The 25,668-nt window shown below is 43.9% G+C and carries 20 protein-coding genes; 6 read left to right on the forward strand and 14 right to left on the reverse strand.

Features of this window, described 5'->3' with window-relative positions:
• Position 1: 1 nt before the first annotated feature.
• The gene (locus L7H18_03150) at positions 2-997 is read left to right on the forward strand and encodes a DUF2806 domain-containing protein (protein ID UMX47423.1); all 996 of its coding nucleotides are present in this window, start codon (positions 2-4) and stop codon (positions 995-997) included.
• Here the strand turns inward: L7H18_03150 and L7H18_03155 are convergent.
• On the reverse strand, positions 938-1,747 hold the full coding sequence (locus L7H18_03155) for a transposase (GenBank protein ID UMX47424.1): 810 nt from the start codon (positions 1,745-1,747) through the stop codon (positions 938-940). The two genes, L7H18_03150 and L7H18_03155, sit on opposite strands and share 60 nt — an antisense overlap.
• A gap of 122 nt (positions 1,748-1,869) precedes the next feature.
• On the opposite strand from L7H18_03155, the gene L7H18_03160 reads away from it, so the two are divergent.
• The 5 genes from L7H18_03160 (at position 1,870) to L7H18_03180 (ending at position 8,047) form a co-directional block, all read left to right on the forward strand.
• On the forward strand, positions 1,870-4,812 hold the full coding sequence (locus L7H18_03160; protein UMX47425.1) for an HsdR family type I site-specific deoxyribonuclease: 2,943 nt from the start codon (positions 1,870-1,872) through the stop codon (positions 4,810-4,812).
• On the forward strand, positions 4,809-5,132 hold the full coding sequence (locus L7H18_03165; GenBank protein ID UMX47426.1) for a M48 family metallopeptidase: 324 nt from the start codon (positions 4,809-4,811) through the stop codon (positions 5,130-5,132). Before L7H18_03160 ends, L7H18_03165 begins: the two co-directional genes overlap by 4 nt.
• 341 nt (positions 5,133-5,473) lie before the next feature.
• Positions 5,474-6,541, forward strand: a complete 1,068-nt coding sequence (ychF, locus tag L7H18_03170) for a redox-regulated ATPase YchF (protein ID UMX47427.1) — start codon at positions 5,474-5,476, stop codon at positions 6,539-6,541.
• Between the two features lie 100 nt (positions 6,542-6,641).
• Positions 6,642-7,187, forward strand: a complete 546-nt coding sequence (locus tag L7H18_03175) for a Gmad2 immunoglobulin-like domain-containing protein (GenBank protein ID UMX47428.1) — start codon at positions 6,642-6,644, stop codon at positions 7,185-7,187.
• Between the two features lie 8 nt (positions 7,188-7,195).
• A complete protein-coding gene (locus L7H18_03180) occupies positions 7,196-8,047 on the forward strand; it encodes a histone deacetylase (protein UMX47429.1) in 852 nt (283 codons plus the stop codon).
• A 72-nt stretch (positions 8,048-8,119) separates the two neighbouring features.
• Here L7H18_03180 and L7H18_03185 read toward each other — a convergent pair whose 3' ends face one another.
• The 13 genes from L7H18_03185 to L7H18_03245 all read right to left on the reverse strand — a co-directional run bounded on the left by L7H18_03185 (position 8,120) and on the right by L7H18_03245 (position 25,480).
• On the reverse strand, positions 8,120-9,091 hold the full coding sequence (locus L7H18_03185; GenBank protein UMX47430.1) for a tyrosine-type recombinase/integrase: 972 nt from the start codon (positions 9,089-9,091) through the stop codon (positions 8,120-8,122).
• A 298-nt stretch (positions 9,092-9,389) separates the two neighbouring features.
• Complete coding sequence (locus tag L7H18_03190; protein UMX47431.1) at positions 9,390-9,701, reverse strand: hypothetical protein; 312 nt, start codon at positions 9,699-9,701, stop codon at positions 9,390-9,392.
• Entirely contained in the window at positions 9,674-11,233 is a 1,560-nt protein-coding gene (gltX, locus tag L7H18_03195) for a glutamate--tRNA ligase (protein ID UMX47432.1), read from the reverse strand. Before gltX ends, L7H18_03190 begins: the two co-directional genes overlap by 28 nt.
• A 33-nt stretch (positions 11,234-11,266) precedes the next feature.
• Positions 11,267-12,388 (reverse strand): undecaprenyldiphospho-muramoylpentapeptide beta-N-acetylglucosaminyltransferase, encoded by a 1,122-nt coding sequence (gene murG / locus L7H18_03200; protein ID UMX47433.1) that lies wholly within the window; start codon positions 12,386-12,388, stop codon positions 11,267-11,269.
• 78 nt (positions 12,389-12,466) lie between these two features.
• Positions 12,467-13,588 (reverse strand): putative lipid II flippase FtsW, encoded by a 1,122-nt coding sequence (gene ftsW, locus L7H18_03205; protein UMX47434.1) that lies wholly within the window; start codon positions 13,586-13,588, stop codon positions 12,467-12,469.
• Positions 13,585-14,931 (reverse strand): UDP-N-acetylmuramoyl-L-alanine--D-glutamate ligase, encoded by a 1,347-nt coding sequence (gene murD / locus L7H18_03210; GenBank protein UMX47435.1) that lies wholly within the window; start codon positions 14,929-14,931, stop codon positions 13,585-13,587. The genes ftsW and murD overlap by 4 nt, the downstream gene beginning before the upstream one ends.
• Before the next feature lie 419 nt (positions 14,932-15,350).
• Positions 15,351-16,721: a hypothetical protein gene (locus L7H18_03215; GenBank protein UMX47436.1), complete on the reverse strand. Its 1,371-nt coding sequence runs from the start codon at positions 16,719-16,721 to the stop codon at positions 15,351-15,353.
• 10 nt (positions 16,722-16,731) lie between these two features.
• The gene (locus tag L7H18_03220; GenBank protein UMX47437.1) at positions 16,732-17,841 is read right to left on the reverse strand and encodes a hypothetical protein; all 1,110 of its coding nucleotides are present in this window, start codon (positions 17,839-17,841) and stop codon (positions 16,732-16,734) included.
• A 10-nt stretch (positions 17,842-17,851) separates the two neighbouring features.
• The gene (locus L7H18_03225; GenBank protein UMX47438.1) at positions 17,852-18,856 is read right to left on the reverse strand and encodes a serine hydrolase; all 1,005 of its coding nucleotides are present in this window, start codon (positions 18,854-18,856) and stop codon (positions 17,852-17,854) included.
• 14 nt (positions 18,857-18,870) lie between these two features.
• Positions 18,871-20,283 (reverse strand): aspartate--tRNA ligase, encoded by a 1,413-nt coding sequence (gene aspS / locus L7H18_03230; GenBank protein ID UMX47439.1) that lies wholly within the window; start codon positions 20,281-20,283, stop codon positions 18,871-18,873.
• A gap of 11 nt (positions 20,284-20,294) precedes the next feature.
• Positions 20,295-22,466 carry a valine--tRNA ligase gene (locus L7H18_03235; GenBank protein UMX47440.1) on the reverse strand — a complete coding sequence of 724 codons (2,172 nt, stop codon included), beginning with the start codon at positions 22,464-22,466 and terminating at the stop codon, positions 20,295-20,297.
• Between the two features lie 241 nt (positions 22,467-22,707).
• Complete coding sequence (locus L7H18_03240) at positions 22,708-24,492, reverse strand: ATP-binding protein (GenBank protein UMX47441.1); 1,785 nt, start codon at positions 24,490-24,492, stop codon at positions 22,708-22,710.
• On the reverse strand, positions 24,419-25,480 hold the full coding sequence (locus L7H18_03245; GenBank protein ID UMX47442.1) for a hypothetical protein: 1,062 nt from the start codon (positions 25,478-25,480) through the stop codon (positions 24,419-24,421). Before L7H18_03245 ends, L7H18_03240 begins: the two co-directional genes overlap by 74 nt.
• Positions 25,481-25,668 lie beyond the last annotated feature (188 nt).

Consider the following 25,668-nt stretch of genomic DNA (forward strand, 5'->3'; position numbering starts at 1 on the left):
TATGGCAAATATAATCCCGAAATCAATCGATAATTTAATTGATCAATCAATAAATCCTTTAGCAAGGGGGTTTGTTCAGTTTGTATTGCTAAAGCTCGGCTTAAGCGAGGAAATAATGAAAGTAAAAAATGTTGTTGCGGCTGAAAAAGTAAGCCGAAGGTGGCAGATAGAAGCCCCGAAATGGATTTTAATGGAAGCAAAAAAATTAGAGCGTCAATATGATAATCTCGGTAAGGTTATGATTAAAAGCGCAGGGATGATCACTGCAACGGAAAGCAAAATAACTGAAGATAATGATGTATTTTGGGGCCTACTCGAACATTCCAAAGAAGTATCTAATGAACAAATGCAGGATTTGATATCAAGAATTATTGCTGGAGAGTACAATAATCCAGGTACTTATTCAATGAGTACATTGCAAGTTTTAAGAAGCTTAGGTAAAAATGAACTTGCATTATTTGAAAGAATCGGAAGCCTGTTAATTGGGAAAAGGCATTTACCGATGATTCTTTTTACGGGAAATCAACCAGCCAGTAAAATAGTTGATCTTATAAAAATTGATTTTGAAGACTTGCAAAAACTACAAGGTCTAAATATTTTTTTGCCAAACAGTATGACTCAAACACTACAAAATCCTGAAAAAAAGAAGATATTGATACAATATTTTGATAAAAATTTTTTTTACGAGTTGGTAAACGGGAACATTGATGCTTCCGCTCTATTCCCTAGTTTTTATGGACTAACGATTGCCGGAAAACAAATACTCAATCATCTTTCTCCAAAATATATTGACGATTATTATGTATGGATTAAAGAAAATTACTTTGAATTACGAAACCCGCTTTTAAAGAAAAACGATTGCGAAACAAAAACCTGCCCGCGTCGCGGGGTTTGGCGGAAAACATTCGATTGCGGTAAGTTTTTTCACGGTTCACAACTAAATAATTTGATAAGCCAGCAGACTGTAGATATAATTGGACAAATATCCGTCCACTGATTTGGGGAGGCTGGTAATCAGCCCGTAGAACATTTTCAAATTGCGAAAATTCAATTCAATGATCATTCTGGTATCATATAATTTTTTCTGGAATTGAGTGATGATTTTTTTCATGTTGTTTCTGGCTTTCACCAGCAAAATTCTTTTGCGGGCGCGGTGGAATTTTCTTTGCAATTTCTCGGAAACATATCCGGCGTCGGCAATGAACACGCCGTTCAATTTCTTGGATAATTTGATAACGACATCGCGGTCGTCAACATTCGCGGAAGTGAATTTGATGGCCAGTATTTGCCTTTTGAAATCCGCGATCAGGTGCATTTTTAAGCCGAAATAGGTACCTTTTGCGCTTCTGCCGAAACTGGCGAACATTTTCATCACTTTGTGTTTGTTGGCATTTTTGAACAAACAAACGGGGATATCGGTGGAATCAATGTGTTTGATAATGTGTTGGTTTTTCCTGCTCATCCTCATGATAATAAACATTAATCGCAATGCCAGAATTGCCCAACGATTGATGCTCATGACCAATGTTTTGTAGGAGCAGATTTTGTGAAGATTGAAAATGGTGAATAATGATTTTTTGGTAGCGATACCGCCGGCTTGTTTGAATATCGCCAGCGATAAGACTGTGATTATCGGCAACGCCAATTTTCGACCGGTTTTGTTTGTGAGCTTGTCAATTTTTAATTGTTGTGAAAAAATACTTACCACCTTCCTGATTTCGTTGTAAAATGGAATTACAACTTTCATGTTGGTGTTGAGTCGGCGGTTTACCAGTCGCCGGCTCTGGTGTCATTTTAGCATTTTTTAGGAGTTTCGTAATTCAAAGAAAATTATAAAATTACGAATTACAAACTAGCCGAAATTAATATATGAAACCTACGGAGTCAAAATCAGTGCAGGAACGGATAATTAAATACGCCACGGAAATTGGATGGAAATATGTTGGTCGCGATGAAAGCGATACTCGACGATCCGCCGTCGATGATACTATTTCAAACAAAGGCGATGATGCATATAAAAAACAACCATATTATTTGGAAGTTTTGATGCCGAAGTTGCGGGAGTTTAATCCTTGGTTGGCGGAAAATTTTAGTTTGCCGGTGATATTGCCCAGAATTGAAGGTAATCGGCAGATGCTTTTGGCATTGCGGGGGCAAAGCACGGCTTATGATGAAAATGAAAAGCGGGAACGGAATGTGACGGTGATTGATTTTGAAAATTGGGAACGGAATGTGTTTGAGGTGACAGATGAATTTTCATTTTCCAATGGCCGTTATGGAAACCGGCAGGATATTGTGTTTTTGATCAATGGGATCCCAGTGATTGTTTTGGAATGCAAGAATCTGACCACGACCGAGGGGATTGATAAAGCGCTGGACCAGATCCGGCGCTACCATCACGAAACGCCCGAACTATTGGCTCTGGAGCAAGGTTTTGTTGCCAGCGAAGGAATGCGACTTGAATATGGCGTAACTTGGGATACGGAACGGCGCAATATCTTTGTTTGGAAGGGCCAGCCTTCGCCAAAGGCTACGGCCTGGCACAGCAACAAGGGCGGCGCGGATAATTTGGAATATAAAATCAAAACATTTTTCAACATAGAGCATATTTTAAACATTATCGAGAAATACATAATGTTTATTGAGAAGGATGAAACACTCTCCAAAATCATTTTGCGGGAGCATCAGGCGAATGCCGTGGAGGCAGTGTTAAAACGAGCATTAGGCGAGGAAAAAGCGCACGGGTTGATCTGGCACACCCAGGGATCAGGCAAGACATTTACAATGATCAAAACTGCCGAGCTTTTATTTAAATCAAGCGCCGCGGATAAGCCAACGGTAATAATGATGCTGGATCGAAACGAGTTGGAGGGGCAAATGGAGGGTAATTTAACTGCCGCGGGGATTAAAAATGTTCGCAAAGCGGGGAGCATCAGCGATTTGGTTGATATTTTACACTCTGATTACCGCGGAATTGTTATTACCATGATCCACAAATTCCGGGGATTACCGGCAAATTTGAATACTCGGAAAAACATTTTTGTTTTAATCGATGAGGCGCATCGCACTACCGGCAGCGATTTGGGAACCTTTATGATGGCGGCTATGCCCAAGGCCACATTTATCGGTTATACCGGCACACCAATTGATAAAACTCAATACGGGAGAGGAACATTCAAAACTTTCGGTATTGATGATGCCAAAGGATATCTACATAAATACAGCATCAGTGAAAGTATTGAAGACGGAACAACTCTGCCGCTTTATTATTCATTGGCGCCCAATGAAATGCTGGTTCCCAAGGAAACCCTTGAACGGGAATTTTTGAATTTGGCCGAAAAGCACGGGATTACCGATATTGAGGAGTTAAACGCGATATTGGAGCGAGCGGTGAATACGAGAAACTTCCTAAAAGGTCAAGGACGCATTGAAAAAGTGGGTAAGTTTATTGCCGACCATTTCAAGCAATATATCGAACCGATGAACTACAAGGCGTTTGTGGTAGCGGTAGATAGGGAAGCCTGCGCCTTATACAAGCAAGAGCTGGATAAATATCTTCCCAAAGAATGGAGCGAAGTGGTTTATACCGGCAATAACAACGATTCCAGACTGTTAAAGGAATTTACCCTCGACGAAGATAAAGAAAAGGAAGTTAGGCGTGATTTCACCAGATTCGGCGCTAATCCAAAGATTTTAATCGTTACCGAAAAACTTTTAACCGGATACGACGCCCCAATTCTGTATTGCATGTATTTGGATAAGCCAATGCGCGATCATGCGTTATTGCAAACCATTGCCCGCGTTAATCGGCCCTATGAAAATGAAACGATGAAGATGGTAAAGCCGCACGGATTTATTTTGGATTTCGTGGGTATTTTTGACAAACTGGAGAAAGCGCTCTCGTTTGACAGCGATGAAATTAACGCGATTATTAAAGATTTATCTCTGCTTAAAACCCAATTCGTGAAAAAGCTGGACGAGGACACTAAGCAGTATTTTGATTTGCTAACAGGGCCGTTCAATGACCGAATGGCAGGTGTCTTAATTGAGCATTTCCGAGATGAAGAAAAACGGAAGGCGTTTTTCAAGCTCTACAACGAAATCGAAATGATTTACGAAATAATTTCGCCTGATCCTTTCCTGCGGCAATATCTTGATCAATACACTACCTTGGCAAGCATGTATCAGATTGTCCGCAACGCATTTGCAAAACAAGTCCGATATGATACCGAATTTCTAAAAAAGACTGCCGGCCTTGTACGCGAACAAATACAAAGCAGCCCGGTTAAGCTTGGGACGGAATTAATAAAACTTGACGAGAAGGGGATTGAGATCATAAAGGGAAAGAATCAGCCCGATGAAGTAAAAATTATCAACCTCATAAAGACTATTCAGCGGTTGGCCGAAGAAAAATCCGGCGATCCGGTGCTAATTTCGGTCAAAGAGCGGGCCGAAGACATCATGGATGCCTATACAAGCCGCCAAGTGACCACGCAAGAGGCTTTAAAGCAGCTGTTGGAATTAGCCGAAGGCGAAGCGGAGCGCAGCGAAAAACAACAAAAAGAAGGTATTTCCAGCGTCGCCTGGTTTATCCGCGATGTTTTGGCTAGCGAGAAAATCGTGGATATGGAAGCGGTTAAGGATTTGGAATCAATAACCGGCGGCTATCCGGAATTTGCCAAAAGCGAAAAACTGACCCGGGATTTGAGAAATGATTTATACAGCCGGCTGGAATCATTGGGCTTATCTCTTGTTGACCAGAAAAAAATTACTGCTGCGATCATTGAAACAATCGCAAGAACTTGTCAATGACAAAGGAACCAGTAAAAACTTGGGAATCGAAGCGGGAATTTAAGGAAGAGGTCTATTTGAACGCCGATAAATTCAAGGTGAAAGTGAAACAGATCACCGTTAGACCAATGACCCGCAAATGGGCAAGCTGTTCCACTAATGGTTATTTTACCTTCAACGCGGAGTTGCTCGGAATGGACCGCACCCTTGGCCAGTATGTAATCGTACACGAGATATTGCACTATCACATCCCAAACCACGGCAAGCTCTGGAAAAGCTTAATGAAAACCCACTTAGGCGATTACAAGGAATTTGAAGATAAGTTAAGGCAATTATCCTAAGGCGACTTCCATAAATAACTTCCATATATTGCCCGCAGATTTGGTTCAGATTTCAATTTTTCCGCCCGAGCAATATTCGAGGCGTAGCTTGGGCTACGGCGGAAATATTGCGACCAAGGAAAATTGAAATATGAAGCAAAGATGCGGGTATGGTGTAGAAGTTATTTATGGAAGTCGCCTAAATCCGCACCTTGAATTTTGGGTTAAAACAGGCCATAATCAAAAAATATTGATACTCATTTTTAATTGAAAATTGTTTCATTGCAAATTCAATGTCCGCCGGAGGCGGATCCGTCCTTTGGCGGGAAAATTGATAATTGAAAATTGAAAATTTTATTTCTATGTCTCTTCATGTCGGAATTGTGGGATTGCCCAATGTTGGCAAATCCACATTATTCAAAACTATCACCAAAAAGCAGGTGGACTGCGCGAATTATCCGTTTTGCACCATTGATCCGAACATCGGCGTGGTGGCGGTCAATGACGAACGCGTCGACAAACTGGCCGAACTGACAAAATCAGTCAAAAAAATATTTACCACCGTGGAATTCGTGGACATTGCCGGGTTGGTCAAGGGCGCGTCCACGGGCGAAGGATTGGGCAACAAATTTCTGCAAAACATCCGCGAAACCGATGCGATTCTGTATATTTTGCGGGCGTTCAAAAACGAAAAAATCGTCAACACTGAAAGTTCGGTTAATCCCTTGCGCGACAAGGATATTTTGGATACCGAATTGGCGTTAAAAGATTTGGAAACCGTTTCCAAACGGCTGGACGGCGCGGAAAGCGAAACGCGCGGAAATAAACCGGGCGCGAAAGAAGAAGCATCGGCCTTGACCAAAATCAAACCGCTTCTGGAACAAGGAAATATTTTATCCGAGATGGCGTTGAGCGGCGATGAGAAAAAAATTATCGGTCATCTACAATTACTAACGATGAAACCGCGGCTCTATGTTTTGAACGGCGTTGAAGCGGAAATCGATCCCGCGGTTTTAGAAACTTTTAAAAAGAATGGCTGGTCTTATATTATCATTGATATTTTGGGCGAGAATGAAGGCGAAGGTTTGACGCCGCAAGAAAAAAAAGAATTCGATCTGCCCAACGGCGAAAATTTGGATTTATTGATCAAAAAATCATACGAGCTTTTGAATCTGATCACATTTTTCACCACCGGCCCGGACGAAACCCGCGCCTGGACATTAAAGAAGGGGAGTGCCGCGCCTCAAGCCGGCGGCGCAATTCATACCGATTTTGAAAAAAAATTCATCCGCGCCGAAGTGGTCAACTGGCAAGACCTTTTGAGCGCCGGGGGATTCTCCCAGGCCCGCGAAAAAGCCCTGATTCGCACCGAAGGCAAAGAATATATCGTCCAAGATGGCGATGTGATCGAAATCAAAGCCAATGCCTAGAAACAAGCGAAAAATGGCGAATAACTTTGGATTACGAAACGCTTTGCATTTTGAATCTAACGGTTCCGCAATTCAAGATAATTAAAACAATTAAAAAAATATGGATAAATTATTGGTCACGATAATCGCGTTATTTTTGATTGTTGGCGGATCCTATCTGATTTGGCAAAACACAAAAACGCAAAGCGAACCAATCAAAACCGCGCCAATAGCCAGTTTCGAGGAATGTGTCGCGGCCGGAAATATGATTATGGAATCCTATCCGCGGCAATGCGGCACGCCCGACGGCAAACATTTCACCGAGAATATCGGCAATGCCAATGAAATGAGCGATTTAATCGCGGTCGATGCGCCCCGGCCCAACGAAATCGTCAAATCTCCGTTGACAATTACCGGCAAAGCGCGCGGCACATGGTATTTCGAAGCCTCGTTCCCGGCGCAAATCATAGACGCGAACGGACAACAACTGGGAATCGTTCCCGCGCAAGCGCAAGGCGAATGGATGACCGAAGATTTCGTGCCTTTCCGCGCGACCATTGAATTTACCGCCCCGGCAACCGCCACCGGAAGTTTATTGTTAAAAAATGATAATCCTTCGGGCCTTCAAGAAAATAACAAGCAATTAATAATTCCGGTTAAATTCTAGGATTTCTTATGAAAACAAAGATTATCTATTCGGAAAAGTGCTTGGAATACGGCGGGATTACCGGACCGGAAAACGCGGAACGGATTTTGACGGCCGCGCAAATTTTAAAAAACAAAAAATATGAGTTTATCGAACCCGTCGCGGCCGGCGACGAGGAAATTTCGCGCGCGCACGCCAAAGAATACATCGAAGCCGTGGAAAATGGCGCGGTCGATGATCCGGACACGCCCGCGTACGACAATATCCGCCAGTACGCGCGATTAGCGGCCGGCGCGGCAATCGCCGCCGCCAAAACCAACGGATTTTCACTAATGCGGCCGCCAGGCCACCATTGCGGAGTCAACGGAAAAGCGCTGGGCGCGGTTACGCGCGGATTTTGCTATTTTAACAATATCGCCATCGCCGTAAAAAAAATGGCTAAAAAAACCATAATCATTGATATTGACGCGCATCACGGCAACGGCACGCAGGAAATATTTTCCGGCGATAGAAAAACAGTTTATATTTCGATTCACCGAAAAAATGTTTTTCCGCAAACCGGCGGCCGATCGTACGATAATTGCCGGAATTATCCGTTGGAAGCCGAATGCGGAGGTAAATTATATCTAAAAACCCTTAAAACCGCGCTGCTTGAAAATAAAAACGAAATAAATTCCGCCGAATTGATCGCGATATCCGCGGGATTTGACGGACACCAAGGGGATATAGTTTCGCTTGGACTGGAAACAAAAGATTATAACAACATCGGCAAAGAAATCGGAAAATTAAGCAAACCGATGTTTTTCGTTCTTGAGGGCGGCTATAACGGCCGGGATTTGGGAAATGATATTGATGCTTTCCTTAAAGGCATCGAAATTTAAAATAATATTGTGCGACATTGCATTCATAATAAAAATCGCCGGCTGAAGGCGATTTTTTATGGCATCAAATTCCTATTTTTCTTTCAAATGCCGGCCGCTGTGGAATTGGCGATGGACATCGCGCAAATGCTTGTTGGTCACATGCGTGTAAATTTGCGTTGTTATGATATTTTGATGGCCCAAAAATTCCTGAATGGTTCTCAAGTCGACTCCTTGCATCAAAAGATCGGTGGCCATTGAGTGGCGCAGCGTGTGAGGGGTCGTAAACATCGGCACGCCGCCCAAAATCGCGTATTTCTTTACCAAGCGCTCAATCGACCGGCTCGTAAGCCGCCTTTCGGCGCTATCGGAAGTGTGAAAATTAATAAACAGAGCTTTTTCGGTTTTGTCGCAATGACCATCCCGGATTTTAATATATTTCCTTATCCAATCCAAGGCGCGGCTTGAAAAATAAACCGTGCGCGGATGCTTGCCCTTGCCGATAATACCCAGTTCGAGTTCCTTGCCTTCTTTAAGATTGGCGAATTGTTCGCGATTCAAACTTACCAGTTCGGCGATGCGCAATCCGGTTGAAAAAAGCGACTCCAAAATCGCCCGGTCGCGGATACCGGCTTCAGTGTTGATATCCGGCGCCAATAAAAGTTTTTCCACTTGATCCAAATTCAAGAACTTCACGGTTTTCTCTTTTTTCACATCGCGCGGCAACGAAATCTTATCCGCCGGCAAAGAAATTATATCTTTGGCCGTAAAATAGCCCAATAAGGCCCGCAAAGCGATCAAGTAGTAGTTTTGTGTGGCTTTAGCCAATAAATGGCCCCGAGGGTCGTTAAAACGCGACAGATAAACCCTGTAAGCCCAAACATCGCCACTCGTAAGCTGATGCGGCAGAATTTGGTCTTTTCGGGTGTTTTCCAGCCAATAAATGAATTTTTGCAGATATCTCCGGTAGTTTTTCTGGGTATTCTCCGAAAGGCCTTTTTCAATCTCGCAATAATCAAGAAAATCGGGGATATGGCTTATTATGGTTTTGTTAGATTCGTTCATTAGAATAAAACAGGGTGAAGTAATTATCGATTGTCATAATAAAAAAATTTATTTAAATTTTCACGATGCAATCAAGTAAAGACTATGAAAATCCATGATCTTTTCAGCGGAGAAGCGCTCCGCCGGACCAAGAGGGGTTTAACCGCGCGATTAGCGGATGAAAACCGTGAAATTCGGCAAAATCCGGGTTTTGGCTTTATTTGGCGCCACAACGCCGCTTAACCTATATTGTGCGACATTGCCCTTGGCTGGTCTTCCGCGCGTGATTTAACATCTTTCGATCCGTAAACGCATTTCCCTATTTAATCTTATAACCAAAAAATCCCGCAAACCAATCACCGACCGCGGGATAATATTCCTCTTTGAATGATTGGCAGATATTCCCCGCGTCGGCTTTTGTCTCTTCAAATTGCCGCGCAGCGTCTCGCGCGATTGCCGGCGCCCGCTTGGCCGTCTCGCCCTGCAAAAAATTCACCGTGCCGTCAATTCCGCCGGCGACGCGATCCATAAATTCATCGGGTATAAAAACAATACCCAACACCACCAACAGTGCCAACAGCGCCAGTTTAAACGCGCCGAAAATTATTGCTTGAACAAAGTCTGTCCGCATATTGAACCGCCAATAAGTTCTTTGGCGGCGGTTATTCTTGCCATAGTTTTTTCCTTGCCGAGAACATCCGCCATTTCAAACGGACCAATGGACATTTTTTGCCCGCACAAACTAACCCGCAAAGGCCACAACAGATAACCCCGGTCTTTTTCCGGCAATCCGCGCGATAAGTTGAATTCCGCAATTTGCGGCAAAACAACTTGTTCCAATTTTTCCCTTCCCCATTCCCCCGTTTCTATTTTTGAAAACAAATATAATAATTTGTCAAGAGCAAGCTCAATCTCGCTGAAAGATGCTTCTTTCCATTTCAGCAAATCTTTTTCGTATTCCAATCCAGACGCGAAAAAATAGCCTGATGATTCCGCGGCTTCGGCAAGTTTTTTCATTCGCGATTGCTGATATAAAACTATCTTCTTTATGAATTCAAAATCAACCCGCTCCCCTGTTTGCGCGTTTTTATAAACCGAAACGCCATCGTTAATCTCTTCGGCGATAAAGCCGGCTCCGATAAAATAAGGTACGCAAAGCCGGGCCAATTCATCGATTGATTCCCGGCGGATATATAATCCGTTAAGATAATCCAAGCGAACCGGATTAAACACCGCTCCCCCTTTCTGCACCTTATCCAGGGAGAAATCCCGCAATAATTCTTCCATCGAGTAAATCTCTTTTTCCGTTCCCGGATTCCATCCCAAAAAAGCGGTAAAATTTATAAGGGCTTCCTTTAAATAACCCTGGCGGCGGTATTCGGTTATCCCAACCGCGCCATGGCGTTTGGAAAGCTTGCTGCGATCCGCGCCCATAATAATTGGCAAATGCGCGTACTCGGGCCGGGCAATCCCCAGCGCCTCCTGAACCAATATCTGCTTGGGAGTGTTGGAAATGTGATCCTCGCCGCGGATCACATGGGTAATCCCCATATCAAAATCATCAACCACGACCGTAAAATTATAAAGCGCGTTATCCATATCCTTGGCAATCACAAAATCGCCGGTCAGTCCGGTATCGAATTCGATATCGCCCCGCACCAAATCGTTAAATTTTATTTTTTTATTTTCCGCGCGAAACCTGATGACATATTTTTTCCCCCGAGCGATCAAATCGTTGATTTCACTCTCGGCAAGATGAGCGCATTTCCCCGAATATGCCGGCGCTTCGCCGCGCGACATTTGGTATTGCTTTTGAGCTTCCAGTTCCTCCTGCGAGCAAAAACAATAATAGGCTTTATTCTCATCCAGCAATTTTCGCAGATAATGTTTATACAACTCCCCTCTTTGCGTTTGATAAAACGGCCCCTCATCCCATCCAAGCCCGAGCCATTCCAAACCATCAAGAATATCGTCGGCAAACTCCTTTTTTGAACGCTCTTTATCGGTGTCTTCCATCCGTAAAATAATTGCGCCATCGCGCTGTTTGGCAAAAAGATAGTTAAAAAGCGCCATCCTCAAAGTTCCGATATGCATATATCCGGTTGGCGAAGGCGGCATCCTCACCCGCACTGTTTTTTTTATTTTTTTATTTTCGTCAGCCATATGTTTGATCCATCCTTTGGCGCTTATTTTTTATCACTTATTCGCGAACTTTACAATATAATCCGCGATCGTTAAAGCGGCGTTTGGACGGGCAAATTGCGCCGCGGCTTCAGACATCGCGGTTAAAGTTTCGGCTGACCCCAAAAGCTCTCGAATTTTTTCCAAAAACAAATGGCTGGTAAAATTATTTTCTTCCATAACCAGCGCCGCGCCCGCTCGCGCGTAAGCATAAGCGTTCTTTACCTGATGGTCCTGGGCCGATTCCGGCAAGGGAATCAGAATGCTGGGTTTTTTTACCGCCGCAATCTCAAACACGCTCCCCGATCCGGCGCGGCTGATAATTAAATCCGCGGCGGCGTAAATGTTGGCAAGCGCCCGCTCATCGGCAAATCCAAGCGGATGATAATATCCCAAAGCTTCGGACCCGACCGTGATTTTTGATTCCTTCATTATCTGGTTAATGTTTCTTGGCCCGGTGATATGAATAACTTCGTAAGATTTAAGCAGTTCGGGCATTGCGTCCAAAATCTTGTCATTGATCCTCCGCGCGCCTTGAGACCCGCCAATAATCAATATTATCGGACGGTCTCCGATAATCCCCAAAGCTTGAACGGCTTCCTGTTTTGACCCGTCAACCATTTCCCGGCGCACCGGATTGCCGACAAGCGCCACCTTACGCGGCGGAAAATTTTCCGTATCGGGAAAAGAAACGAAAATAGCCGCGGCGTATTTTGAAGTTTTTTTGCTTACCAGCCCCGGGACACTGTCTGATTCCTGCAGTAAAACCGGAATGCCAAGCATCCAAGCCGAAAACGCCACCGGAAAAGAGCCGTAACCGCCTTTTGAAAAAACCACATCCGGGTTCATTAAAAAAAGCAAAAAAAATGATTGCAGAACTCCCAAAGGCACTTTAACCAGCGTGTCAATAACATTTTGAATTATGGACAGAGGATCCATATAGCGCCTAATTTTCCCCGAAAGTATGTGCCGTACCTTCACGCGCTCCCGCGCCAAAACCACATTGCAGAAATTATCCTTCGGGCCGATATAGGAAAGTTGAATATCCGTACCGTATTTTTTCTTGATCTCGCGGACTATCGCCACGATTGGATAAATATGCCCGCCCGTGCCACCGCCCGTAAAAATTATCTTCATTGGTTTTATGTTAACCCTTAAGCAAATTATACGCCATTTTAGTCCATTTTAAAATCCCTTCCCTTTCCCTTTGTTTATTTATAAGGAACGGGATTGGCGGGAAATGTTTAAAAGAAGACCGGCGGCGGCAAGTTCCACCGCGATCGCCGTCCCGCCATAGCTTATAAACGGCAGCGGAATACCGCTCAACGGAATCAACCCCGTCGTGGAAGAGATATTGATCACCGCCTGCAATGTTATCCAAACAATTATCCCGCAAGCCAAAAGATATTCGAATTTATCGTTACTGGCCCGAGCGACAGAAAAACCGCGCCAAGCAAATAGCACGAACAACCCCACCAATAAAAGACTGCCGGCAAAGCCCAATTCCTGCGCATAGGGCGCGAAAACCGAATCGCCGATAAGCTCGGGCAATAAAGTATATTTTGACGATGATGAACCCAACCCCTGCCCAAAAACACCGCCCGACCCCACAATAATCAGCGCCTGGTTGGCCTGAAAATTTTTTCCCAACGGATCCGACTCCGGAGAAAGCCACGATGAAAGCCGATCAAGGCGGTAAGGCTCGGAATAGACCAAAACCAAAAGCGCCAACACGCCGACGCCAACCATCAAAAAAGTATGGCGCAACGGGGTGCCCGAAAGAAAATACATGGCAAACGCGGTCACAACCACAATGCCAAAAGTACTTAGATCGGGCTGCTTGAGCAACAAGAAACCAACCAAACCGATAACAAGCAAAAAAGCTCCCAATGTATTGCTAAAATCGGTTTTGGAATTTTTGCGTCCGGCGATCCGCGAAGACAGCCAACTGGCAAGATACACGATAAAAACCAATTTCAACACTTCCGATGGCTGGATCGAAGCGAATCCAAGATGAATCCAGCGTTGCGCTCCGCCGGCAGAAAATCCAAAACCCGGCACAAAAACCAAAATTAGAAGAGAAACCGCGGCCAAAAGAAACAATGGGGCGAATTTGCGCACCAAGCCCAAAGGTATCTTATAAGCCAAAAATCCCAAAAAAAAGCCCGGAAGTATCCCCATCATCGCTTGATGCTTGATTAAATAATAACTGTAATGGAATTTGGATTGCGCCAACATCGCTGACGCGCTGGACAATATCAAAATACCCAAAACCATCATAGTTATGATTACCGCCAACAAAACAAAATCCGGGTTTTTCGGCTGTTCTTTGGTCATTTCGGTTTATTGATCTTAGCCAAGCTCTGCTTGAATTTATCGCCGCGGTCGGCGTAATCTTTGAATCCGTTAAAACTTGCCGAAGCCGCGGAAAGCAAGCAAATCCGGCCCGGACCGGTTCGGGCGATCGCCAGATCAACCGCTTTATCCATATTATCGGTGAAATAATGGCCGATTTGAGCCAATCTTTCGTTCTCGCCCAGAACTAACGCTTTTTTTTCGATTTCCCGCCATATTCTCTGGCCGGTAACGGGAAAAAGAATCAGTGTATTAATTTTTCCCTTAAGAACCGCCTCGGCTAATTTTTCAAAAGGCTGGCCGCGATCAAATCCGCCGGCGATCAGCGTCTCCACCCGATCTCCCAATCCCTGAATCGCGGCCACCGCGCTTTCCTGAATCGTCGATAAAGAATCATTGTAACAATCGATACCGAAAAAATTTCCGATAAATTCCAGCCGGTTATCAAGAGGTTCGAATTCCGCGATCGCGGCGTTAATATCGTTATCGCCAACACCGATAATTCTCCCGATTATCGCGCCGACTTTGGCATTTTCCAAATTGAATTTGCCAATCAATTTGGTTTTACCGGCATAATTCCAGCTATATTCATTAAAAGCGATTTTTCGCGCCAACGATTCGCTTGCGATCGATTTAACTTCAAGATTGCCGGAATCATAAATCAAACAATCTTCTTTTGATTGATGAATAGCTATATTCGCTTTTGAGCGAATATATTCTCTAAAGTTATTGTAATAATCCAAATGCTCTTGATATATATTTAAAATGACCGCGATATGCGGACTTTTCTTTAAATTATACAATTGATGCGCCGATAACTCGCAAACAAATATGCTTTCCTTGTCCGCTCCATCAAGATAAGAAAGCATTGGCGTACCGATATTCCCCAATAATTGGACTTTGGCACCCCCTCTTTTGAGAATCGCGCAAGTTATCGATGAGGTTGTACTCTTGCCCTTGGTACCGGTTATTCCGACAATAGTCCCCGGGCACAAGTTAAAAAAAATTTCCGTTTGAGATGTAATCTTGCCCCGCGCGTATGCTTGTTCTATTTCCGGAAGATGAATTGGAATACCTGGAGTTTTTACGACCACATCGTAACTCTCCAAACTCAAAAGATAATTCTCGCCTAAAAAAGTTTTTATATCGGGATTTTTCGCGATCAAGTTTTTTGCCGGTTCGCTCAAATTATCCATATTGGAGCTATCCGCGATTCCAATCTCGTTTTTCGGACAGTTGTCTAAAAAGAACCTAAGACTATCCACCCCTTCCCGGCCCAATCCTAAAATCAATATTTTTTTACCATTATATATGCTTAAATCCATATTTTCATTTTGTATTTTAACATCAAAAAAACATTTCGGAAAAGCCGTTTTAAACCAAATCTAAGGAGAGATACCGGCCCGCTCCCCTTAATTGTCTTGAAATTGATTTCAAAACAATTAACGGAAGCGTTCCGCAGAGCTCTCCTTAACATGCTCGGGTGCTTTCGCATCCTTGCCGATGAGATAATTTCTAAAATAATTTTGGCTCCGGCAATCATTCCCTGAAATTGCCTTTCCTTTTGTTGCGGAAAAGCAACTTCATCCAAACAATTATCTTTCTTTCAAAAATTATTTAGAAACCGCGAATTATTAATGTACTGTACTGCCGTTACCTTTTTATTTTACCTTACCGCGACAAACTGTCAAACAGAGTTATCCACAATATATGGCTCCGCCGAAGGCGCGGCCGATTCAATGGATTACTCCAAAACGGCTCTTTCCACGGCTGGGACTAACGATTCCGGTATGTTGTGCGATCCGTTCCACGACGAAATAATTTTTTTTGATTGCGATTCAAGTCTTGGATATTTGGGTAAAATATTTTTTTCAAAATAAGCCAAAAGACAAGGCTTGGCGCCTTCGGTGTTTGAAAGCGACAAATAAAACGCGGCCAATGTTTCATTCGCCGTACCGACACATTCAAAAGGCTTGCAACCCGATTGGCCGCAAAGCTGAAGCATTACCGGCAACAATTCCGAGTCTTCAAAAAGATTTTTACCGAAGATTTTTTCCGCCGCGAATTTGCCGATAAAAGGATACAACATCGCAAATATAGACAAACACTTGGAGCAGCGGCCGCACCATCCGAAATCTTGGCCGTTTTCGCGCGCGGAAATCGTGAATGGCTTGTTGCAACTTAAAAAACTCTGCCGATATTCCGGATAACGGGAAAATATCTTGGAAATTTGAATTTCGTAAAGCGGGCGCAAAAAACTGAAGTATTCAATATTTTTTGCCAGATATTTTTTGGAATAAGCGCGGAATTTATTCTCAAAAGCGAATGATTTCGAATACTGATGGTTCACTTCCCGGCCCAGATATTCAACATTCCCCTCGCTGGAACTGCGTTCCTGCGATATCGCGACATATTTATAACCATAAAGCGCGGCCAAGCCGACTCCCAGCGCCGCCAAGATCGATGAAAACGGCGTGTGGCCGTTTAGATATCCTTGCCCGTTCAATTCAACCAGTTTCGGGTCGATGCGCCTTTCCACAAAAATGTTTTTTGCGCCGGATACCGCGATCACTTTTTTTAAAGCCGCGTTCGCGTTTAAAGTAAATGTTTCGATTTCTTTATTTTTGGCGCGAAGCAATTCCAAGGTAACCAGCGAATCTTTGCCGCCGCCCATCGGCACCAAGTATCGACCGGAAAATCGTTTTTGAATCGGCGCGATTTTCTGTTTTTGCGCGACAACTTCAAATTCAGGCTTTAAAAACGGCAATTCATTTTCATAAAAAAACTGGCCCATATTAAAAATCAAATCCTGCCAAAACTTTATTTGTCCCTTATCCATATAGCCGGCCTTAACGACAATCTTTGGCGGACAAGCCGCTTTCCAATAACTGGGAATCTCCGCCAAACCTATATTGAAAATCAAATTCGAAATTTCCGATTTCCCGATTTTTTCAATTTGCGCCAAGTTGACCTTGCGGATAATTATACCGGGGTTGAATTTTATATTTCCCATCGTAAAAGAAAAATTGGCGGTCAAATCACCGCCTCCAATCTCCCAATTGTAGCTTTCATAGATAAATTTCGGATATTTTTCTTGCAATAATTCCAATTCCATTTTTTTATGATTACCCCACCAAACGAATGGCCACGCCAAGAGCCGCGAAAATTATGCCCAATATCCAGAAACGCATCGTTACTTGGTGCGCCGGCCAGCCAATCGCCTCAAAATGATGGTGAATCGGCGTTGACAGCCAAATTTTTTTCCTGAATATTTTCTTGGAAATCAGCTGGATTATCACCGAACCGGCCTCCATTACCAATAAGCCGGCAATTATCGGCAAAACTATCACCGAATCGGTAAGAAACGCGACTACGGTCATTGTCGAGGTAAGTCCCAAAACTCCGGTTTCCGCCATATAAAATTTTGCCGGCGGAATATTGAACCACAAAAAAGCGAACAAAGCGCCGCAAATAATGGCGCAAAAAGTGGCCAAGTCGGCTTTTCCTTGGGAAAACGCGATTAACGCAAACGCGGCGAAAATAGACGCGAAAGCTCCGCCCGCCAAACCATCCAGTCCGTCAATCACCCCGCCGGCCCACGATGCCAGCATTACCGCCACGAATAACGGTATATAAAATATGCCGACAGGAACATCAAGGCCGGCCGGAAAATTAAGAAAAAGCGGGATATGCATCGTAGTGTAGCCCAATTTGTAATAGAACCACCAACCGCCGGTCAAGCCGATCAAAGCAACGATCATCAAGCGCCGTTTGAAACTGATTCCGCCGCCGACATATTTTCCGCCGCCGTAAACCGTGAGCGCGTCGTCAAACAAACCCACCAATGATCCGGCGACAAGAGTAAACAGCGGCAGCCAAACCTCGCGCCGAGTAAAAAAATCAAGCAACGAGAACCACCAAGGATGCGTTATGCCCAAATTCACCCAAATCTGATCAGGAATACTTGTGATTCCCCACACCGAAAGGGTCACCGCCAGGACCGACAGCCAAATCAACAAACCGCCGCCGCGCGGCACCGTCGTTTCGCGCAGTTTATGAAGCGATAAAAAGACCGAAGCTTCCTCGCCGGTTATGGTTTTGTTGCGGGCATTTTTTTTCCAAAATTTAACGCGATTCAAAAAACGGATCAGGTAGGGCGCGGCTAAAAAAGCGACAACCGAAGTCAGCGCGGTAAAGGCAAGCATTCGTATGATATTAAAAGTGAATAAAGTCATAACGGCCCGGCTAATTATCGTTATTGTTGGCGAAATTGATTAACTTTTGCATCTCCGCAACGCGCGTCTCCGGCGAAGTCGAACCAAGCAATATATTTATGTATCGTTGATTTTTTTGATTTTCGACAATCAAAACCATGCATCCCCCGGCTTTCTCGGTATAACCGGTCTTGCCGCCAATCAACGATTGGCCGTCCCATAATTTAATATTAAAAATACCATTCTCGGTAAGATACATATCGGACCGGATCGTAAAATAGAAAATTTCCCGATGATTTTCAAGTATGTATTTCACTAAAATTATCAGGTCGGCGGCGCTGGAATGGTTGGTATTCCCGTCATCCATATCCAATCCGTTCGAATTGTAGAACACCGTATCCTCAAGTCCAAGCGATTGCGCCTTTTTATTCATCGCGGCGATAAACTCGTCATTCCCCATAACTTCCGATAAAGCATAGGCTGCGTCATTGCTTGAATAAAAAAGCATCAAATTTAAAAGCCGTCGGACGGTATAAGTTTCCCGCGCCTGTAAATTCCCGAATACCGGCACATCATTCTGGGCGGCCGCGGCCTCGCTGACCATAATCTGCCTATCCAAAACATACGGATTCGGATTTTCAAACACAACCGCCGCGGTCATCAATTTGGTCAATGACGCGATCGGCAGAACCTCGTCGGCGTTCTTCTTGAATATTGTTTTTTCGCGGCCGGTGGCGCCGATCCTTAACGAAACCGACGCTTTGGCATCAAGATATAAATTCGGCGCCGCTTTTTTCTCCGGCATAAAAAAATCCATCTGGCCGATCGGCGCCGACGCTTGCGCGTATAAATAATTTTCCAAACTTGACTGTCCGTCATTGATCGCGGCGCATGCCAATCCGCCGGCCAATCCGGCAACAATAAAAATCAACAGTCTTTCCGCAACCTCCGACACGCTTCCACGATTGTCTTTTCGGTTCCGCAGTTTTAATTCCGGCAGAGGTGCCGGAGAAGGTTTTATCATTTTTGATTTCATCGCTCGATTTCCAATTATTTAACAGGTTCTTTTTTAATGATCGAAATGCCAAGCTCTTTCAACTGTTCCGCGGAAACTTCCGAAGGCGCCGCGAGCATCAAATCGCGGTTATCGCCCGTTTTGGGAAACGCCATTACTTCGCGGATATTCGGTTCGCCCAACATCACCGCCAGGAAACGGTCAATACCCGGTGCCATGCCCCCATGCGGCGGCACGCCATAAGAAAAAGCCTCAAAGTAATGCGAAAATTGTTTCTTGGTTTCTTCGGGCGTATGGCCAACCACCTCAAATACCGCGGTAAAAGTTTCCATATTCGTGTTCCGAAGGCTGCCGGAAAATATTTCAAAGCCGTTTAACGCCATATCATATTGGTAAGCCATGATTTTTTCCGGACATGCCTTGATTTCCTCCGGATCTTCGGTGCGCGGTTTGGTAAAAGGATGGTGCATGGCGTTCCATTTCTTTTCTCCGGCAAGCCATTCAAACATCGGGAAATCGGTTACAAAACAAAACGCGAGCTCATTCGGATCATTTTTATCTTTGCGCAAATCCGGCTTGTCGTTGCCGTATTTTTCCATTGACTCTTTCCATGTCAACCTCGGAAACGGAATCTGGCTGATCTTTTTCTCCGGGAACAAATCCTTCACAAGCGCGACAAACATCTTTTCGGCCAAATCCAAAACTTCATCTTCGTCGGCAAACGACATTTCCACATCAAGCTGGGTATGCTCGGCTTGCCGGTCCGCGCGCGGATCTTCATCGCGCATACATCGCGCCACCTGAAAGTAACGCTCCAACCCGCCGACCATCAATAATTGCTTGTATTGCTGGGGGCTTTGCGGCAAAGCGTAAAAATTACCCGGCTGCAACCTTGCCGGCACCAAAAAATCGCGCGCGCCTTCGGGCGTCGATTTGGTCAATACCGGCGTTTCCACCTCTATAAACCCCTGGCCGGTCAGAAATTGCCGCATAAAGTTAATCACCTTGTGGCGCACCACCAGATTGCGATGCAAGCGTTCGCGCCGCAAATCCAGATAACGGTATTTTAGACGCTTATCCTCGGAAATATCATAACCATCAGTATCAATGGTAATCGGCAAAGTTTCGGCTTTCGACAGAACCTCCATGCTTTCCACGAACAATTCAATCCCCCCGGTGGCGATTTTATCGTTAACCATATTCGCCGGCCTCGCGTTAACGGTTCCCGCCAAACTGACCACCCATTCGGACCGCACATCCTTGGCCAAATCAAAATCAGCCATTTTAGGGATAACAACAGCTTGAATAACACCGCTCCGATCGCGCAAATCGAAAAAAATAACTTTGCCGTGCGCACGCACGGTTTGCACCCAACCGCAAATTCGCACGGTTTGGCCAACCGCGGCCGGCAAGTCGCCAACAAGAGTTCGAAATAATTTGTTTTTCATAATCTTTCAGTTTACTTCATTTCCGGCCAAGATTCAACAATCATATCTTTCTTATTTTTGACCGGCAGAAACCGATAAACTTCTTCGGTGATGAACGGCATAAACGGATGCATCAATTTCAGCAAATTCGCCAAAGTAAAAATCAGAATTGATTTTGTTTGTTCGGCCGCGAGCTTGTTTTTCGGACGGTTAATCTGAATTTTCGCGGCTTCAATATAGATATCGCAAAACTCGTGCCAAAAAAATTCATACAGTTCGCGAATCGCATGGCCGAATTCATATTTATTGATGCGCTTTTCCGTCGACAACGCAATCTTCTTCAGCCCGGCCAGTATCCGACGATCCGCTTTGGAAACCGCCGGCGGCTTAACGCTGGCGGAATATAATCTTTTACCGTCTCCCAGTTGATACAAAATAAATTTGGCCGCGTTCCATATTTTATTGCAGAATTTCCCTCCGGAAACCATATTGTCTTCATTGAAATGCATATCCTGGGATTCGGTCACCTGCCAAGCCAAGCCGAAACGCGTGGCATCGGTTCCGTATTTTTCAATCAACATCATTGGATCAATCCCGGTGCCAAGCGATTTTGACATCCGTCGGCCATCCTTGGTGAGCACCATGGCATTGATCATAACATTCGCGAACGGTGATTTTTTGGTAAATTCCAATGCCGAAAATACCATCCGAGACACCCAAATGCTGATGATATCCCTTCCGGTTGTAAGCACCGAAGTTGGAAAAAATTTCTTAAAATCTTTGGTCGCCTTTGGCCAACCGAATACAGCCATTGGCCATAATGCCGAAGAAAACCAAGTATCGAATACATCTTCGCTGCGCTTTGGCTGACAATTTTTACATATCGGGCAAACCTTGGGCGCGGTTTTAGCCGCAAAATATTCTTCGGGGCGATTCTGGCAAAACCAAACCGGCATACGCTGCCCCCACCAAAGCTGGCGCGATAAACACCAGTCGCGCGGCTCCGTTAACCATGAATAATAGGTATTTTGCCAGCGCTTGGGATGGAATTTGACCTTGCCTGATTTTCCGGCTTTCAACGCTTTATTTGCCAATTCGTCCATTTTTAAAAACCATTGCTTGGAAGGAATCAGTTGGATACCCGCGCCGCAGCGGGAACATTTCGGCACTTGGTGAGTATAATCCTCAATTTTTTCCACCAAACCCAAAGACGATAATTCGGCAACTATTTTTTCGCGCGCTTCCGCCGCCTTTAATCCGCGATATGACTCGGGGCCATTCTGGTTGATCTTGCCCCTTTCGTCAATCACCGAGATCATCGGCAACTTATGGCGTTGCCCGATTTGCCAGTCGCTTGAATCATGCGCCGGCGTCACCTTCACCGCGCCCGTCCCAAAACCAATTTCGATGGCATTGTCGGCAATAATTGGAATTTTCCGGTTAACAATGGGCAAAACCGCAAATTTGCCCGCCAAACTCTTAAAGCGCTTGTCTTTGGGGTTAACCGCGACCGCGGTATCGCCCAGCATGGTTTCCGGCCTGGTCGTGGCAACGGTAATAAATCCGCCTCCGCTATCCGCAATGGGGTATTTCAGATACCAAAGCTTTGACGATTCTTCACCGAAATCCACCTCAAGGTCCGAAATCGAGGTACCGCATCGCGGACACCAATTAACCACTCTTTCGCCGCGATAAACCCATCCCTGTTGGTAATAATGGATAAAAGCGGCCTCAACCGCATCAACATAATCCGGATCCATCGTGAACTTAAGGCGCGACCAATCGCAAGACGCCCCCATTGCGCGAATCTGGTTCAAAATAATGTTACCGTACTGCTCGCGCCATTCCCATGCTTTTTCAATAAATTTCTCCCGACCAAGATCAAAACGGCTGACCCCCTCCTTGCGCAGCCTTTTTTCCAAAGTACTTTGCAAGCCAATGCTGGCGTGATCGGTCCCCGGTATCCATACCGTCGCATCCCCTTTCATTCTATGATAGCGCACCATGGCATCCTGAATGGTAATATTCAACGCGTGGCCCATATGAAGGGTTCCCGTGACATTGGGCGGCGGCAAAACGACCGAAAACACTTTTTTCGATCTTGCTTTGAACTTATCCGGGTTAAAATAACCTTTCCTTTCCCAATTTTCGTAATGTTTTTTTTCCGATTCTTTGGGATTATAGTGTGTCGATAATGGTTCCATATTTTTCCTTAATATGAGAGCGTGGAAAAACTATTTTCAGAACGAAATTTTCAGATTTCGAGCGAGAAAAATGAGGAAGGAGAAGGCATACTTGGCTTAAAGTCTGCCGCCGACTGACGAATTTTTCGCAGCCGAAAGATGAAAATTGCAATTGAAATATAGTTTTTCTACGCTCTCAATATATACAAAATAGCACCAAACCAACCAAAAATAAACCCCTCCCGGCTTAAATTGCGAAAAATCAAGCTTGCGAATTTCCAAATTTATTTCGCCGCGGCGCCGGCGGTAAAATCGCCGCCGGGTTCTCCTTGTCCGAGTTCATCGGCAATTCAATGATAAATTCCGTTCCCTTCCCCCAACCAGACGATTCAACGCGAATCGTACCGCCGTTGCCCTTGATCATCTGCGCCGCCAAATATAACCCAATACCCTTGCCATTGACATTGACATTTCTAGCTTTTTCGCCACGTTCAAAAGTGCGGCCGAACAGGCCTTGCTGGTCTTTTTTATCCATCCCAATACCCGTATCGGCAACCGATATGCGCAACTTATCCGTAGCAACAGCGACAGCAACGGTAACTCCGCCCTCTTGGGTATATTTAATAGCATTGTCAATAATATTATAAATCGCCTCTTTTATACCACGCGCATCAATAACAATAGGAGGTACCGGCGTTGCCGGTTTTTTAAAACGCAGATATATATTTTTTAATTGCGCAAGTTTTTCCGAATCAGCCACCACTCCACCAATCAAATTTATAGCATCAGTCAATTCCTTGGCAACCACGCCCTTATTCATCTTGAAATGGGCCACATCCAAAAGATCGTCAACCAAATGAATCAATTTTTGTGTCGCTTTGAGCGAAGCATCAATTTTTTCTTTGGCCCTTGCCGGTATTCTACCATAATCTCCATCATCGATCATACTCAAATATCCTTGGACCACCGAAAGAGGGCTACGCAAATGATGCTGAGTGGAAAGCAAAAATTGTGTCTTAGCACCATCCAACCGACGCAATTCATCCGCCAATGCTTCCGCTTTGCGCCGCAACTCCCGTTCCAATACTGCCGCTTTTTCAGCTTCTTCTCTAAGGAATCTTTCTTCCGCAGCCATCATTTCGGCATACTCCCTTCTTTCATTCTCTTTATGCGCGACTTCTATCAAATAATAGCCGAATATACAGAATAAAACAAAAACTACACCAGTAAGTATCCTCAAAGTAATTGTTGGCATTGAAAATGGAACTGCTAAAAGCACAAATCCCATAAAAATTACCAAAAGTTCCGTAAGAATAACTTTGGTATTAAATAAATGATATTTCGTAATCGCAAGCGTCAATATAAGAACACAGAAAACGGCAAATAAATATGTAAAAGGAGGGATATCAATTCCGTAAGCAGGTAAAAACGCCAAAGAACTTAAGTTCAAAATTAAAAAAGCCACTAATATATAATTTGCTTGAGCTTTTTCAACCCCTGTTATTTTTTTACGATATGAAAAAATAGTATTAAAAAACATTACTATATAAATAATAAAATAAACTATAAATAAATTATGAAACACCTTCGCTTGCGAATGAACCCCCCACGGATATTGATAAACCCCATTAATAAAATAATCTGTCTGAATTAATAATAAAAAGATTAAAGACAAAGCATAACCATTCGCAAGTGTTTTTTTACGATTTATTTTAGCTACAGCTAGTCCGAAATGATAGATTGTAATTGGTATAAAAACAACACCAACATACGCAAATCTATCAAAAAAAACTTGTGACCCAACATCTTTGCTCAAAAGCATAAAAGTAGTTGCAAACAACCAGATAGAAATGCAAACAATCGCACGGAAAAGTGCCTTGTTAATATTCGATTTTCTATTGTTCAACAAAACAATTATACCAAGCCACAAGGCAGATATTCCGCTAATTAAAGGGATGAGAATGTACACCGCATTAAACATATTTTTTAAAACCGCTGATTGATATTTGTTTTCCAAACGATGTAAATGGGGCATGGTAAAAACCATATTTCCTACCCCATTTATTTGTTGTTTCGATAAATGATTCATCAATATGACCAACATGATGCCTTTTATCCCCTTCAAGCGCGATCATCGCGGTTTCGGTAAAACAAGCGAATGTGCTTCCCATGGGCGGACCCATCGGAAATTTTAAATCAATACCGGTTATATCAACATAATCACCATCAATCTTAAAAATATCAGATCGTTGTTTGGCAACCGCGCGGCTAAGATTCATCGGTTGAGCAATATCATAAACCACGGCATTCGTTTTTAAATCTTCTTTTTCCAATAAATATGAAGGATGGGATGTCGCCGTTATCACAAAATCAGCATTGGAAATCGTTTTTATGTTGGTCGAGATTGTTGAAATATATTGTTCTAATCCTTCATTTGCCATTCTTTTTTTAATCAGTTCAATTTTCTCGGGAATACTTTCAACTAATGTCAGTCGATAACCCTTTCGCGCCAAAAATACACAAAGTTCTCGCCCAATCAAACCATAAGCTCCTACTACCGCAACCTTGTCCCGCGAAGGGTCAAATTTGAATTTATGCAAAATCATTTCTATCCCTTGTTGAGCGATCACCACCGTAAAAGTATCCCCATGTGTTACTGTAAGGTTTATCCCTGGTTGCTTTATTACCCATTCGCCACCATCGGTAACAGAAGTAGTGAGTGAGCCAAGACCAATAACATCAACCTTCAACCCATTTTGCGCGTAAAGAATCGCATCTAAAACCCTTTTTCTCACTTTTTCAATTGGCAAAGACATCATTTGTCGGCCATTCAACAATACAGCTATAATATATCCTTCAACTTCTTCTCCGGCTCTTTTAAAATTAAATTTAGAACACACCGTGAACCCTGCCCTTCCGTGTAATAACTTCATAATTACATCGACCAAAAATCCAGGGGCCCAACGTGTAAACCAAAAACGTCTCGTCACATCAGAATTATCTCTTGGATGGATTAAAAAAGCGAATTTTTTCATTGTTGGATTGTGTGTTTTTATTGGTTGCTGATGGACAAAATCGGCAATTGGCAAACAAAAAAACCGGCTTGGCGCATTTTTTTATTTAAAAATAAATTTAATTACCGCGCTCATCGCGGGAAGGTTCTGCACAATCGCGTAAAATATAATTACGAAAAACGCGACCATCAAAATGAAATCAACAAACT

The organism is Candidatus Nealsonbacteria bacterium DGGOD1a (assembly GCA_022530585.1).
In the GTDB taxonomy this organism is placed as follows: domain Bacteria; phylum Patescibacteriota; class Minisyncoccia; order Minisyncoccales; family UBA5738; genus UBA5738.

Bases quoted from the DNA above. Each gene is read 5' to 3' on its own strand.
- L7H18_03150 (UMX47423.1), top strand. From the start codon at position 2: ATGGCAAATATAATCCCGAAATCAATCGATAATTTAATTGATCAATCA.
- L7H18_03155 (UMX47424.1), bottom strand. From the start codon at position 1,747: ATGAAAGTTGTAATTCCATTTTACAACGAAATCAGGAAGGTGGTAAGT.
- L7H18_03160 (UMX47425.1), top strand. From the start codon at position 1,870: ATGAAACCTACGGAGTCAAAATCAGTGCAGGAACGGATAATTAAATAC.
- L7H18_03165 (UMX47426.1), top strand. From the start codon at position 4,809: ATGACAAAGGAACCAGTAAAAACTTGGGAATCGAAGCGGGAATTTAAG.
- ychF (UMX47427.1), top strand. From the start codon at position 5,474: ATGTCTCTTCATGTCGGAATTGTGGGATTGCCCAATGTTGGCAAATCC.
- L7H18_03175 (UMX47428.1), top strand. From the start codon at position 6,642: ATGGATAAATTATTGGTCACGATAATCGCGTTATTTTTGATTGTTGGC.
- L7H18_03180 (UMX47429.1), top strand. From the start codon at position 7,196: ATGAAAACAAAGATTATCTATTCGGAAAAGTGCTTGGAATACGGCGGG.
- L7H18_03185 (UMX47430.1), bottom strand. From the start codon at position 9,091: ATGAACGAATCTAACAAAACCATAATAAGCCATATCCCCGATTTTCTT.
- L7H18_03190 (UMX47431.1), bottom strand. From the start codon at position 9,701: ATGCGGACAGACTTTGTTCAAGCAATAATTTTCGGCGCGTTTAAACTG.
- gltX (UMX47432.1), bottom strand. From the start codon at position 11,233: ATGGCTGACGAAAATAAAAAAATAAAAAAAACAGTGCGGGTGAGGATG.
- murG (UMX47433.1), bottom strand. From the start codon at position 12,388: ATGAAGATAATTTTTACGGGCGGTGGCACGGGCGGGCATATTTATCCA.
- ftsW (UMX47434.1), bottom strand. From the start codon at position 13,588: ATGACCAAAGAACAGCCGAAAAACCCGGATTTTGTTTTGTTGGCGGTA.
- murD (UMX47435.1), bottom strand. From the start codon at position 14,931: ATGGATTTAAGCATATATAATGGTAAAAAAATATTGATTTTAGGATTG.
- L7H18_03215 (UMX47436.1), bottom strand. From the start codon at position 16,721: ATGGAATTGGAATTATTGCAAGAAAAATATCCGAAATTTATCTATGAA.
- L7H18_03220 (UMX47437.1), bottom strand. From the start codon at position 17,841: ATGACTTTATTCACTTTTAATATCATACGAATGCTTGCCTTTACCGCG.
- L7H18_03225 (UMX47438.1), bottom strand. From the start codon at position 18,856: ATGAAATCAAAAATGATAAAACCTTCTCCGGCACCTCTGCCGGAATTA.
- aspS (UMX47439.1), bottom strand. From the start codon at position 20,283: ATGAAAAACAAATTATTTCGAACTCTTGTTGGCGACTTGCCGGCCGCG.
- L7H18_03235 (UMX47440.1), bottom strand. From the start codon at position 22,466: ATGGAACCATTATCGACACACTATAATCCCAAAGAATCGGAAAAAAAA.
- L7H18_03240 (UMX47441.1), bottom strand. From the start codon at position 24,492: ATGGTTTTTACCATGCCCCATTTACATCGTTTGGAAAACAAATATCAA.
- L7H18_03245 (UMX47442.1), bottom strand. From the start codon at position 25,480: ATGAAAAAATTCGCTTTTTTAATCCATCCAAGAGATAATTCTGATGTG.